Origin of the sequence: Cellulosilyticum sp. WCF-2, assembly GCF_003990395.1 — a bacterium.
In the GTDB taxonomy this organism is placed as follows: Bacteria; Bacillota; Clostridia; order Lachnospirales; family Cellulosilyticaceae; genus Cellulosilyticum; species Cellulosilyticum lentocellum.
In genome coordinates this window covers 2,438,216-2,452,228 of sequence record NZ_CP034675.1, presented here as the reverse complement: position 1 = coordinate 2,452,228, position 14,013 = coordinate 2,438,216, and the positions used below count along the sequence as shown (strand labels likewise).

Here is a 14,013-nt window from a genome sequence, read left to right as displayed (position 1 = left end):
TTTTTTTGTGACAGTGAGGTGAACATCAGCTGAATATTAAGCAAGCTTGATTTCGAACCAGAATGTACTACCCTCTCCTATATTACTTGTAACACCATAATGAGCTTCATGGGCATCTAATATAGTTTTTACAATAGACAAACCTAGGCCTGTTCCCACCGTTGCTCTTTTATGTGTTTTGTCTACCTTATAATATCTTTCCCAAATATATGGCAAATATTCCTCACTAATACCTTCTCCAGTATCAATAACCTCTATTCTTACTTGGTCATTGGTTACATGCTGTTTAACTATGACATGCTTATCTGACCCTGTATAGTTAATAGCATTATTAATCAGATTATAGATTACTTGTGATAACTTCAGTTCATCTCCATTCACCCATATTTCTTCATCATAGATAAAGTCAATGGTATAACCCTCTTGAGCCGTTAAAGTATTATAACGTAATAATAGTTCATTGATTTGTTTCGTCAAATTAAAAGTAACTTTTTCTAACTGACTGGTTCCTGCTTGAAGTTTAGATAAATCTAACATATCATTGACAAGTTGTGTTAAACGTTTAGCTTCATCTACAATGACTTGTACATTCTCAGGTGTATTTTCTGTAGGTAAATCACGCATCAATTCTGCATAACCCGTTATCAAAGTAAGAGGCGTTCTTAAATCATGAGAAACATTGGCAATCAATTCTCTTCTTAGTTTTTCTGTCTTCGTAAGTTCTACTGAAGCATAACTTAAAGTGCCTGAAAGCTCTGCAATCTCCTTATATCCTTTTTCCTCAAATACAATGGCCTCATCTCCTACCGCTAGTTGCTTTGCCTTTGCATTAATTTGAATAATAGGCCTTGCAACTTTTTTAGCAATCAAAATGGCTAATAAGAACGCAAGAATAAGCATAATTAAACTTACATACACCAGCTGTTTTCTAATAGTACTTACCGTAGCATCTACAGGTGCAATCAAACTATTAATTAAAACAATATATTGATTACCTGTTTGACTATTTAATAGGCGTGTATAAATAACTGAATCGTCCTTATTTCTAAGCCCTGCTGGCACTTGCTCTAATATGTTATTTTTCTTTTCTAGGCTTTTAGCAAATTCACGATAATTGAAATAATAAAGGAGTTGTCCCCCTCTCTTTTCAGCATTAAGTCCTGCTAGATAATATTCAAAATTCGTCATATGGTAAATGCTACTATTGGTTAGTTCATCTCTTTTATACAATACCTCTCCATCAGCATTCGTTAGAACAATACAGAGTTGCTTTCTTATAGCCAAATTATCTAATAATTCCACCAGATAATCCTTATCTATATTCGCTTCAATTTTTTGTCCTACTTCTTTTACTTCATTAATTTTAATTTTCTTATAAAATTCCTCTAGAAAAACAACTTGAAAAAGCCATAACACTACTAGTAACCCTGCTACAAAAGCTACTAAATAACCAAACAGTTGCCATCTAATACTCCATCTATTTTTCCTCAAAGCGATACCCCACTCCTCTTAATGTAACAATAAGACGTGCGTATTCTCCTAAACTTTTACGAAGTAATTTAATATGTGTGTCTAATGTACGATCATCTCCGTAATAATCATAGCCCCATACATTACTAATCAAATTTTCTCTAGATAATGCAATTCCCCTATTTCTTACCATATAGAAGAAAAGCTCATATTCTTTAGGTGTCATCTCTATATTTTTTTCATCAATACTAACAAGACGTGCATCAAAATCTACCTTTAATCCTTGAAAACAAACAACATCCTTATTTGCCGCTTCCTCTTTTACCTTACCTCTTTTTATAATGGCATTAACACGCATCATGAGTTCTTTAGGTGAAAAAGGTTTTACTACATAATCATCTACTCCAATTTCAAACCCATGAATACGGTCATATTCCTCTCCTCTAGCAGAAAGCATTAAAACCGGTGTATCAGTAAATTTTCTAATTTCTCTACATGCTGAAAAGCCATCTAACTCCGGCATCATTACATCCATAATAATTAAATCAAATTGATTCATTTTACACTTTTCTATTGCTTCCATGCCATCTTCTGCTTCTGTCACCTCATGACCTTCAAAAGTAGCATATTTTTTAATGAGTTCTCTAATCATTTTTTCATCATCTACAACTAATAGCTTATACATAACGGCCTCCTTTTTACTTATTTTAGCATAAGGTAGATACAATAAAAAGGCGACTATTGTCACCTTTTTATTGTATCCTTAGGACTATTTTAATGATTTAATTTTCACTTGCTGTTTGTTGTACAGGTTTTAATTCAGACAATTTCAGCTGTACATTAACAAACTTACCATTTCTAGAAATGGTCACTTTAACAATATCACCTACTTTATTACCAGATAAGATATTAGAAATATCACTTGTACTTGAAACCTGTGTATCTTCAATACCTACAATGAAATCCCCTACCTTAAGTCCTGCTGCTGCTGCATTACCACCTTCTGTAAGTTCTGCAACATATACACCTGTTTGATTTAAGTTATATTGCATTGCTGTTTGCCATGAATCTACATCTACTACTTTAACACCTAAAGCTGGACGACCTGATACATAACCATTCTGAACGAGTGAGTCTGCTATTTCTTTTACCTTATTAACAGGAATAGCAAAACCTAATCCTTCTACATCAGAACCTGAAGATTTAGCCACTACTAGTCCTACTAATTGACCTTGACTATTAAATAAACCACCACCAGAGTTACCAGGATTAATAGCTGCGTTGGTTTGTAATAATCTCATACTACGTCCACTAATAGTAATTTCTCTATCTAAGGCACTAATAATACCATTTGTTACCGTACCACCTAATTCTCCTAAAGGATTACCAATAGCTATTGCTGGCTCCCCTACAATAAGTTGATCTGAATCTCCTAACTCAGCAGCTTGAAGTTTTTCATTTTGTGTATCAATTTTAATAACTGCTACATCTGTTTGTGTGTCCGTTCCAATAAGCTTAGCAGTATATTCATTACCATTTGTTAAACGCACAGTAATTTTCTTAGCACCATCAATCACATGATTATTAGTAATAATATATCCATCTTCTGTTAAAACAACGCCACTTCCAGCTCCTTGTGTAACGAACTGGCCAAAGAATTGGTCTGTTGCTACTACTTCTGTTGAAATCTCTACTACTGAATCAGCAGCTTTCTTAGCCACATCAGAAACACTTACCCCAGCACTTGTAACAGAAGTTGGTACAATAGTCGTCTGAGTACCTGCATTTGATTGTTCTTTACTAGCTGCATTAGATGCTTCATATTTTTCCATCCATTGGTATGAAGTATATAAACTACCACCTCCAAAAGAAGCTAGTGCTACTATTGTAGTTAGTAAAATGCCTTTGCCTACTTTATGTTTCTTTTTAGGTTTTTCCTCTTTAGAACTAGGCATTACTGGAATAGCTTCACTTAATGGTACCTCTTCTTTTACTTTCTCACTGCTTTCTTTAGTTTCTTCTATTATTTGTTCATTAACTTGTTCTTCATAATCATTGTTCCATTCACTCATTTTTAAAACCTCCTTAGGTCTTGCTTATGTTTTATTTAAGTACATGATAAAGGTCTTAAGTGATAGGTTTTTGAAGATTCACTGAAAAAATATTGAATTTACCGTCTGTTTTTTAATACCCCTTGATAATCAATGAGCTTAGTTAATTCTATAAAAACTAAATCATATAATAAGTTTTCACCTTCTTGTGTTAATCCATACCCTTCTTCTAAAATATACTTTTCTTTATTCACCTTTTTGCTAATTTCCTCGCATAGATCAATCACAATACCACCTTTTGCTAAAGTAACACTCTTAAGTTCATAAATATATTGCTTTAAACGGTTATTAGTACGTCCTTTTTTACCTGGTTTTTCATGAATAAGTGGTGGTGTAATGATAACTGGAATTGGTACACAATTATTTAAACCTGTCCTATTATTATGAGTTACAATTTCCTCTAATAAATCCCTTAAATAAATCTCTAAACGCTCTTTACCTACAAAATCAGTACGCTCAATATCTATATCTTGAGAAGAAAGTCTAATAAAAATAATATTAGGATGATAGTTCAAGACTTTTTCCTTTAAATGTTGTTTTAAATCACCCAATGTGCATTTCTTTAAGCTTATGTCGTAGATACGCCAAGAAATAGCTGGATAATAGGTTGCTAGATACTGTTCCAATCGATCTATGTAAGTTTTAATGCTGGGGGATGTAACTTCTCCATATCCTACAATAGTAGTATTAATCATTTAGCTTCCTCCATTTATTCTGTAATATTTAAATTATAATACAATACTTTATCAAAATAAAGACTAACCATTTCTTCTGATTTCATGATAAAAATAACTGCCATACACTTTAAGTGCATAGCAGTATCATTTTACAGTATATTAGTATGTTCTTACTTTTATATTGAAGTATTACTCTTCTAATAAGATTCTACTTATGTTGTCTATAATAAGTTCTTGATCTGTTATAACATCATAAAACCCTTTTGCTGGATAAAGCCTTTGAATATCTACTGTTCTCATATCACCTATTTGTAACCTCGTTATGTAATGATTCGTAAAATTTTTTACCTCAATATCCATCTGAAATTCTTTATCTGGTGGTAATGAATCTGCTTTAACTGATGTAGTTGGTATAATTACAAATTTAGTTTTAAAATATTTAAAAATATAACACCAATGTCCACCATATAATTCTTTTGGAAATCCTCTCGTTAAATTAAAATAAGCAATTTGATGTACCTTGGGCAATTGCTTTGGTCTATAAAAGGTTGTAGAAGGATCCCCTGTTTGATTTGGTGTTAGTTCGTCATAAAAATACTTGATTTGTCCTACATGATAATTAAGATCTTCTAAAAACCCCCTCTTTTGCTCGTAATTCTTTATGCTATTAAATTCTTCCATAATTCTTAGCATAAACTCCTCATTACTCACAGCCATCCCCCTTCTCGCTTTATATTGCCAATCTTCTATATTTTATCATGATAACTATAAAAATACAAATTTCTTTTAGTTTACTATGTACTGTTATCATATATTCCTTATTTATATCGGTTTAACTATCATTTTACTTAAATCAATTAAACTAAAAAAATAACTGTTTAAATTTCAAAAATTTAAACAGTTATTTTTTCTTAGATTAAAAAGATCTTTTAATGCACTACTGAAGTAAGCACTAATTTTAATACAAATAAGATAGCTAAGATATACATCATCACACTAATTTCTTTTCTTCTACCTGTAAACATCTTGATAAGTACATAAGAAATACCACCAAAAATAATTCCTTCTGCAATGCTTGCTGTAAATGGCATCATTGCCATTGTTAAGAATGCTGGAAGTGCTTCTGTGATGTCTGAGAAATCTACTTTTAAAATACCATCTAACATAAGGACACCTACTACAATTAAAGCTGGTGCTGTAGCAAAGCTTGGAATCGCTAAGAAAATAGGTGATAAGAAGAGCGCTAATGCAAAGCATACACCTGTAGAAATTGCCGTAAGTCCTGTACGTCCACCCTCCATAACGCCTGCTGTACTTTCAACAAATGTAGTGACTGTTGATGTTCCTAAAAGTGCTCCAACTGATGTTCCAATAGCATCTGCAAAGAATGCTTGTTTAATACGAGGTAATTCTCCTTTTTCATTTAAATAGCCAGCTTTAGTAGCTACACCCATAAGCGTACCTAAAGTATCAAATAAATCTACGAATAAAAATGAGAATACAACGATAATAAAATTAAAAATACTTTCTGCACTACCAAAGATTTCTGTCATTCTAGGAAATTTAAAAGCTACTTCACCAAAACCTGCAAATAATGAACCTTGTGATGAGAAGCTCGGAATAAGCGAATATTGCCCAAGAGCTGGGTCTACCACATACCATCCTATTAATTGTGCTAAAATTCCTAGTACCCATGTACCTAAAATACCAATGAGCATAGCCCCTTTTATATTACGCTTCATTAAAACTACTGTTAATACTACACCTAACATACATAATACTGTTTGTGGTGTAATCATACTTCCTAAAGCTACAAATGTAGAGTCATCTGCTACTACTACGCCTGCATTTTTAAGTCCAATAAAAGCAATAAATAAACCAATCCCTGCACTTACAGAGTATTTCATACATTTTGGAATGGCATTGAAAAGTGCCTCTCTCACATTACATAATGTAAGCAAAATAAAAATCAAACCTTCTACAAATACTGCTGCTAATGCAAACTGCCATGAGTAACCCATTTTAATAACAACGGTGTAAGCAAAAAAGGCATTTAGTCCCATACCTGGTGCTAACCCAAAAGGATAATTAGCACATAACCCCATTAGTACAGTAGCTAATACAGATGCTAACACAGTGGCCACAAACACACCTTGTTTATTCATCCCTGCTGCACTTAGAATATCGGGATTAACGGCTAAAATATATGCCATAGTCATGAATGTAGTAATTCCTGCTACAATCTCTTTTTTAACTGTCGTATGATTTTGTTTTAATTTAAAGAATTCCATGTTGCCTCCTGAAATATCGTTTATGTCAACCGGTTTGTCCTCGCTTATCATACCTAAATTTATAAGTAAGGTCAATAGTTTTTTCGAACATTTTTATGTCAAGTATCTTTTTCGTTCGATTTCAACTGTTTTTATAGGCTAATTCTACTTTTCTCCTAATACAAACGTATAATTTATCGATTTTTAGTTGATGCTTTAAAAGATTTTACGCTTTCCTTATGTTGTAGCACATGCATACCTACTTGTTTTGTGCTATACTAGGCTAAATACTAATGACAAAAAGAGGTTACTATGACAAATTATAAATTAACAATAGCCTATGACGGCTCTAAATATAATGGTTTTCAAAAACAAAGTAAGCATCCTGAAAAAACAATTCAAGGACGACTTGAAAATGTTCTTACCCAATGCTTTGAGGAAGATATTCAAATTATCGCCTCTGGTAGAACTGATGCTGGTGTTCATTCAAAAGGCCAAGTTTGTAACTTTCATGCCGAACATTATTTGGAACCTACAACTGTTTTAAATTATTTAAGCAATTACTTGCCACAAGACATTGCTATATTAGAATTAAGCATTGCTTCTCCTCGTTTTCATGCACGCTATAATGTCCTTCGTAAGTGTTATACGTATACTATAGACAATGGTTTATTTGCTAATCCATTTACTTTAAAGTATGCCTATCATCTAGCATCTCCATTAGACATTAGTCGTATGCAAGCTGCAGCTAACTATTTACTAGGTACTCATGATTTCAAAGCCTTTACCTCTTTAAAATCAAAAACTAAATCTACTACGCGTCATTTATTTAATATAGATATTACACAGGAAGAATCAATGATTAAATTGACCTATGAAAGTAATGGCTTTTTACAACATATGGTTCGCATTTTAACTGGTACTTTAATAGAAGTTGGTCTTGGTGAACGTTCTCCAGAAGAAATGCTTGTTTTATTAAACAATCAAATTCGAAGTGAGGCTGGCTTTACCGCACCTGCACATGGTTTATGTATGCAACGTGTAGATTATTAAAATTTATTTTAGTGAAAGGAGTTTACAATGCAAATCTTCGATATTACTAATCGCAAGGAATTCATGGCAAAATTACTTAAATCTGATTTATTTGATACCTTCGAAGCAAGAGAGGTTGTAGCACATATGGCTTTTAAAATGATACTTTCTGGTGAGCGTAATAAAGATTATTTTAATGATATAGATGAAGATACAACACCTGCTCTTTCTGATTTTCTTGCTTGGGGCGACATACGTAAACATGTATATGAGCTGATGTCAGGAAACAAGTTGCCTACCTATTTTAAAATAATACTTTCTACTAATAGTGAAAAAACAGCTAGCTTATCCCCTGATGCCTCTACCTTTTATTTGAATATTACTTTTAAAGATAATCAAATTAGTTGTAGTACAGGTATGGCCTATAAAACCTTTACCCTAGATAAAAGTAGTGAGCAACTTTGGGATGAAAAAATCAAAAACTTTTTATTTAAATATCAATTTATTTAGATTTTCACTTAACTCGTTTAATAAAGGGGATTTTAATAATGAATTATGGAAAACTACAACTTAGTTTTATTTTATTACTCATTATGACTATATTACAGTTTTTAGTAGCAGTCCTTGTACTTCACCATATGCTCATTACTATTTTATCAATCATTGCTGCTATACTTTGTATCATTGGACTTATTTTTATCCAACACAAAATGCACTAAACGTAGCTCTTGACATCCAATTAGATTTATTTCATATTATATTTGCATTATATTTTCTTTAAATGTTTGCAATATAATGTTAAAAATAAAATTTATATTTTTAAGGAGGAATACCTATGTCTAAGCAAGGTAATTTATCTATTCATAGTGAAAATATCTTCCCTATTATCAAAAAATGGCTTTATTCAGACCACGATATTTTCACTCGTGAACTTATTTCGAATGGCTGTGATGCTATTCTCAAATTTAAAAAGCTATGTGATATTGGTGAAGCAACTGATACCGTAAGTGAACCTTTTAAAGTAACAGTTACTTTAAATAAAACCAATAAAACGCTTACTTTCTCTGATAACGGGATTGGTATGACTGAAGAAGAAATCGAGAAATATATTACACAAATCGCTTTCTCTGGTGCTGAAGATTTTCTAGCTCAGTACAAAGACAAAATGGATCAGGACCAAATCATTGGTCACTTTGGCCTTGGTTTCTATTCTGCCTTTATGGTAGCAGAGCAAGTGGTCATTGATACCTTATCTTACAAAGAGACAAAAGCCATTAAATGGACTTGTGATGGTGGTACAACTTATGAGCTTTCTGAAGGTACGAGAACAACACGCGGTACAAGTATTACCCTCTTTATTACAGAAGAAAGTAATACCTTCTTAAATTTTTATGATTTAAGAGAAGCTATCGAAAAATACTGTTCTTTTATGCCTGTACCTATTTATGTGATTGATGAAGAAAAAGAAGCTGAAGATGCTGCTGCCAAGGCTAAAAAAATAGAGGAAGCCAAAGCTAAAGGTGAAGAGCTTTCTGATGAGGAACTTGCACCAGTAGTACCAACTCCTATTAATGATTCTCAGCCTCTGTATGTAAAAAATCCTAATGACTGCACTGATGAAGAATATAAAACTTTTTATCGTGATACCTTCCATGATTTTAATGAACCACTTTTCTGGATTCATTTGAATATGGACTACCCATTTAGATTAAAAGGTATTCTTTATTTCCCTAAACTCTCACACGAGTTAGAAACTGTTGAAGGGCGTATTAAACTTTATAACAATCAAGTCTTTGTAGCTGAAAACATTAAGGAAGTTATTCCAGAATTTTTACTTTTATTAAAAGGTCTAATCGATTGTCCTGATTTGCCACTAAATGTATCACGTAGTTTACTTCAAAATGACGGTTTTGTGAAAAAAATTGCTGATTACATTACTAAAAAAGTAGCTGATAAATTGATTGCTCTTTCTAAAAAAGAAAATGATAGTTATAAAAAATTCTGGGATGATATTGCACCATTTATCAAATATGGCTGTTTAAAAGAAAGTAAATTCTTTGATAAAATGAAAGACTATCTTTTATTTAAAACAACAGATGAAGATTATGTCACATTAAGCGAGTACTTAGAACGTGTTAAAGACACTGGTGCTAATACAGTCTTTTATGTTTCTGACAAAGCTGCTCAGTCTCAATATATTAAACTCTTCAAGGAAAATGGACTCTGTGCTGTTTACTTAGAACATTCTATCGATGCACCTTTTATCTCTCATTTAGAATATCAAAACAAAGATGTCAAATTCATGCGCATCGACTCAGACCTCTCTGCTGCTTTAAAAGGTGCTGAAGCTGATAAATCTTATGAAGAAAAATTAAGTGGTTTATTTAAAACTATTCTCCACAAAGATAAGCTTAAAGTTACTGTAGAAAATCTTAAATCTCAAGATGTTGCTTCTATGCTTCTCATTTCAGAAGAAAGTCGCCGTATGCAAGAAATGATGAAAATGTATAATATGCAAGGTATGAATATGCCACTTCCAGAGGATGAAGTTACTTTAGTCCTTAACCAAAATCACCCACTCATTGATACTTTAGCTCATAAAGATTTAGATGAATCTACTACTGAATTACTCTGTGCACAGCTTTATGATTTAGCGCAATTAGCTAACCATAGCTTGAGTACTGAAGATATGCATAACTTCCTAGAACGTAGTAATAAACTTCTAGGTATGATTCTTTAAAATTTATCATAAAAAAGAAGAAGTGCTACACAACTCATTAACCAGTTTGTAGCACTTCTTCTTTTTTATAGCTTATTAATTAGTTCTATTTAAGTTTCCCATGTTTTATAAAAAATCATTATTTCTTTTTTGAACAGTACAAACAGAATCTGCTGTTTGTGCTGTTATAAGTAAATCACCAACGCTCGTTAACAAACCTCCCACTAATTGTTTTCCATCATCTGTTAAAGCTTCATTCAATAATAGAGTCAACAAAGCACCCCATATAATTATTTTTCGAGAGCGACTAGGGCTGCATCCGCTGCCACAGTTATTACAGCAAGACATCTCTTCACCTCTTTCATGTAGATACTATAGCATATGATTTAATTCCATTTTTTGTTAATTAAGTTTTGTCTTATTTTTATTAAAGCTTGTGCTTATTTACAAAAGCTATCATATTCATCCTTTGATTTGAATAGGATAAAATGAATAATAGATTAAATCAGTTACATAGGATGTATTTAATATAACCTTATTTTATTTGACAAGGAGTGGTTTTATGAGTAATCGTTTAAAAGTAGGTGACAAAGCGCCGTCCTTTAGTGCTTCCAGTACCCAAGGTCTTGTAAACCTAAAAGATTACGAAGGAAAATGGGTCATTCTTTTATGCAATCCATCAGAGTTTAATAACTGGAGAAAAAACGAAATTATTAGCTTAGTTAAATATGCTAAAGCTTTTAAAGAAAAAAACACCGAACTTATTACATTAAGTATGGATAAAAAAGCCTCCCATTTACAATGGTTTTACGCAGGAGCTAGACTAGGCTCTTACGCCATGCCTTTTCCTATTGTAGATGACCGTTTGGGTGAGATTGGAAAACTTTATGGTGTTGAAACAAGTGAGAATGCCTCTACAGAAACCCACCTCTTTATCATTGCTCCAGATCAAACTCTTGCTAAATCCTTTACTGTTCCTAACTTCGGAATTCCTCAAGTTGGTCAATTAATTAATCATTTAACAACACTTCAAGATGGCTATCGTCCTCAAATTCAGGGCATTGGCAATCAGCCTCCTGGTACTAATCCCCTTTGTGACAATGTACCTATAGTAGGCGAATATGTGCTTGGAAATCCCAATAATGTGGATGCAATCTTACTGGACTTTGTTATTTATGCTTTTGCCCTTATTAATGCAGATGGTACCCTACAGGTTTACTCAGAAAGATATCTCAGAGAGTTGGTCAATTTAAAACTAGAAAATCCTAACCTTCTTGTTATCCTAGGCATTGGTGGTTGGGGTGCTGATGGCTTTTCTGATGCAGCTCTAACACCATCTTCCCGTTATGCCTTCGCAAGAGAAGTTCAACGTTGGGTAAATGAATATACTTTAGATGGGGTAGATATTGATTGGGAATATCCTGGTAGTAGTGCTGCGGGAATTAAATCTAGAAGAGAAGATAAAGAAAACTTCACACTCTTACTAACAGCTTTAAGAGATGTACTCGGCGATGAAGCTTGGATTAGCGTAGCAGGTACTGGTGAAGCAAGTTATATCAACAATGTTCAAATTGCTGAGATTGCTCCTATCATTAATTACTTCAATTTAATGGCATATGATTTTACTGCTGGTGAAACAGGGGCAACTGCAGGTAGGCATCAAGCTAATCTTTATCCTTCTGATCTTTCTTTAAATAATATGACTAGTGTAGATAATCAAGTCCAAAACCTCATGAATGCAGGTATGCCATCTGAAAAAATCCTTATGGGCTTACCTTTCTATGGACGTTATGGTGCTATTAATACACGAACCTTTGATGAGCTTCGCAAAAACTATATTAATAAAAACGGCTACACCGTACGTTGGGACAATATTGCTAAAGCCCCCTATATTGTAGATCCAGATGATGATTTTGCTTACTCTTATGATAATTTACTTTCTATCTACTTCAAAGGACTTTATGTTATCGAAAATTGTCTAGGTGGTTTATTTGCTTGGCAATCTGGAATGGATAAAGCAAATATTCTAGCGCAAGGTATGTCACAGGCCATCCGAAGCCCTGAAGTATTAGAAGATCTTTTAGCAAAGGCTTATTATCAAGCTTTAGAAGCTCAGGGACAACAAACTTAATCATTTTACTCCCTAGCTTAAAATACACTACCCTCACCATTAGGATTCCCTATGATCCTTCTTGTAGCAACCAAGTAGGATTGGATTGAAGGAAAAAAATAAGCTGGTATAAAAGGAGTCCATTCTAAAATTAGAATGGACTCCTTTTATATCTATTTATCTGTTGAATACATGTCAAATGTAACGGTATCTTCTACATAAGATAGTACATAAGTTAAAGTACTGTCTTGCCATTGTCTTCTTCTCGTACCTCTTACATTAGTAATTTTCTCAATACTTGATTCACCAAATTCTGCTGTCAACTCCTTAGCAATAGCTTCTACAAAAGCTTCTACATCATCAGTTTGCTTACAAGTCATATTAATAAAGTTTACTTCTCCCTTATTATCATTGTAAACAATCTCTACTTTGACAGCTTGATCTAAAATAGTTTGTTTATAGTAGTCTGCTAAAAGAATATTTGTATCCTCTAAATTCTCAGTAGACTCTGCTTTTCCAAGTAAATTAATAACATCGGCTTGCTTCTTACCTATCAGTTTCCCTAAAGCAATTAGGTCTTTAATAGCTGATTGGTTTTTCTCAACTACTTCAGCTACTGCTTTTGCTTCAGCTTCTTTTTCTGCTACTTCAGCTGCAGCTTTTACTTCAGCTTCTTCTGCTTCTTTAGCTTCTTGTTCACCTAAAGACTTGGTTTCGACCGCCTGAGTGGTTGGTTCTACTGCTTCACTATTTGCTGGTGCATTTTGATTAAAACATCCCGTAAGGGCTAGCATACTGATTAGTCCTACGACTATAAATTTCTTAGTATTCATCATCTTGTTTTAATACAACCTCCTTTATTTTTTGTATAACCCCATCTTCATCATTACTTTTTGCCGAAAATCTTGCTATTTTCTTTAAGGATGGATGTGCATTGGCCATAGCGTAGCTATGATGAGCTTTTTGAAGCATTTCAAAGTCATTTAAGTAGTCACCAAATACCATGGTTTCCTCATAGGTGATGCCTAACTGCTGCTGAATATCTTCAATAGCTTTTCCTTTATTAACACCATTAGCCATCATATCTAACCAAATGTCTCCTGCTACACTCATTTGAGCCTTACTACGTAAATCCTCATAAGCTAAATAGCTATTATGTTCTGCGCCTTTAAAGTCGCATATTGTCACCTTTAAAATATCTCCCTCAACACTTAGCAAATCATCAATTAATTGACATTTTACATAGTATTTGTTTACTTCTCTTACAAAGTCTTCATCTGCGTTTTCTATATAGGCACCTTTGCTCGTTGCTAATACAATATAGACGTCTTCTATGGTACGTCCTTTTTCAATCAGCTGATGAGCTACTCTCCTATCTAGTGGGTGAACAGCTATTTCTTTGCCACGATAAGCAATGTAGGTACCATTTTCGGCAATGAACAACATATCATCTGATACTGCCTTAAAGTTTTCCACTAAAGTAAAATACTGTCTGCCACTAGCCGCAGCAAAAATAATATTTTTTTCTTTTAACTGCTTAAATACATTGTAGAAATTAGGCGATAGTTCTCCCCTACTATTTAGTAAAGTGCCATCCATATCTGTTGCGATTAGCTTAATCATG

At 33.2% G+C, this 14,013-nt stretch carries 14 protein-coding genes; 5 read left to right on the top strand and 9 right to left on the bottom strand.

All coding sequences use genetic code 11. The features are described 5' to 3' along the window. Positions 1-36: 36 nt before the first annotated feature. From EKH84_RS10880 to EKH84_RS10855, 6 genes are all read right to left on the bottom strand, one after another. Entirely contained in the window at positions 37-1,491 is a 1,455-nt protein-coding gene (locus tag EKH84_RS10880) for a sensor histidine kinase (RefSeq protein ID WP_013656695.1), read from the bottom strand. Then, positions 1,478-2,155: a response regulator transcription factor gene (locus tag EKH84_RS10875; protein WP_127066312.1), complete on the bottom strand. Its 678-nt coding sequence runs from the start codon at positions 2,153-2,155 to the stop codon at positions 1,478-1,480. The genes EKH84_RS10880 and EKH84_RS10875 overlap by 14 nt, the downstream gene beginning before the upstream one ends. A gap of 97 nt (positions 2,156-2,252) precedes the next feature. Further along, the gene (locus EKH84_RS10870) at positions 2,253-3,542 is read right to left on the bottom strand and encodes a S1C family serine protease (RefSeq protein ID WP_013656693.1); all 1,290 of its coding nucleotides are present in this window, start codon (positions 3,540-3,542) and stop codon (positions 2,253-2,255) included. A 98-nt stretch (positions 3,543-3,640) separates the two neighbouring features. After that, positions 3,641-4,276, bottom strand: coding sequence for a hypothetical protein (locus EKH84_RS10865; protein ID WP_127066311.1), 636 nt, complete (start codon positions 4,274-4,276; stop codon positions 3,641-3,643). Positions 4,277-4,447: 171 nt separating this feature from the next. Next, entirely contained in the window at positions 4,448-4,975 is a 528-nt protein-coding gene (locus EKH84_RS10860; RefSeq protein ID WP_050794675.1) for a hypothetical protein, read from the bottom strand. A gap of 212 nt (positions 4,976-5,187) precedes the next feature. Beyond that, positions 5,188-6,549: an NCS2 family permease gene (locus EKH84_RS10855; protein ID WP_127066310.1), complete on the bottom strand. Its 1,362-nt coding sequence runs from the start codon at positions 6,547-6,549 to the stop codon at positions 5,188-5,190. Positions 6,550-6,840: 291 nt separating this feature from the next. Between EKH84_RS10855 and truA the strand changes: the two genes are divergently transcribed. The 4 genes from truA (at position 6,841) to htpG (ending at position 10,300) form a co-directional block, all read left to right on the top strand. Then, complete coding sequence (gene truA / locus EKH84_RS10850; protein ID WP_127066309.1) at positions 6,841-7,581, top strand: tRNA pseudouridine(38-40) synthase TruA; 741 nt, start codon at positions 6,841-6,843, stop codon at positions 7,579-7,581. Between the two features lie 27 nt (positions 7,582-7,608). Beyond that, complete coding sequence (locus EKH84_RS10845) at positions 7,609-8,070, top strand: DUF5721 family protein (protein WP_013656688.1); 462 nt, start codon at positions 7,609-7,611, stop codon at positions 8,068-8,070. 38 nt (positions 8,071-8,108) lie between these two features. Next, positions 8,109-8,279, top strand: a complete 171-nt coding sequence (locus tag EKH84_RS22050) for a hypothetical protein (RefSeq protein ID WP_013656687.1) — start codon at positions 8,109-8,111, stop codon at positions 8,277-8,279. A gap of 116 nt (positions 8,280-8,395) precedes the next feature. Further along, positions 8,396-10,300 carry a molecular chaperone HtpG gene (htpG, locus tag EKH84_RS10840; protein ID WP_127066308.1) on the top strand — a complete coding sequence of 635 codons (1,905 nt, stop codon included), beginning with the start codon at positions 8,396-8,398 and terminating at the stop codon, positions 10,298-10,300. Positions 10,301-10,405: 105 nt separating this feature from the next. Here the strand turns inward: htpG and EKH84_RS22045 are convergent, their stop codons facing one another. Beyond that, entirely contained in the window at positions 10,406-10,552 is a 147-nt protein-coding gene (locus EKH84_RS22045; RefSeq protein WP_190283298.1) for a hypothetical protein, read from the bottom strand. Positions 10,553-10,841: 289 nt separating this feature from the next. Here EKH84_RS22045 and EKH84_RS10835 point away from each other — a divergent pair, with 289 nt between their 5' ends. After that, a complete protein-coding gene (locus EKH84_RS10835) occupies positions 10,842-12,410 on the top strand; it encodes a glycosyl hydrolase family 18 protein (protein WP_127066307.1) in 1,569 nt (522 codons plus the stop codon). A 152-nt stretch (positions 12,411-12,562) separates the two neighbouring features. Here the strand turns inward: EKH84_RS10835 and EKH84_RS10830 are convergent, their stop codons facing one another. Together EKH84_RS10830 and EKH84_RS10825 are read right to left on the bottom strand one after the other, a co-directional pair. Beyond that, on the bottom strand, positions 12,563-13,183 hold the full coding sequence (locus tag EKH84_RS10830) for a hypothetical protein (RefSeq protein ID WP_127066306.1): 621 nt from the start codon (positions 13,181-13,183) through the stop codon (positions 12,563-12,565). Positions 13,184-13,211: 28 nt separating this feature from the next. Then, on the bottom strand, positions 13,212-14,012 hold the full coding sequence (locus EKH84_RS10825; RefSeq protein ID WP_127066305.1) for an HAD family hydrolase: 801 nt from the start codon (positions 14,010-14,012) through the stop codon (positions 13,212-13,214). Between the last annotated feature and the right edge of the window lies 1 nt (position 14,013).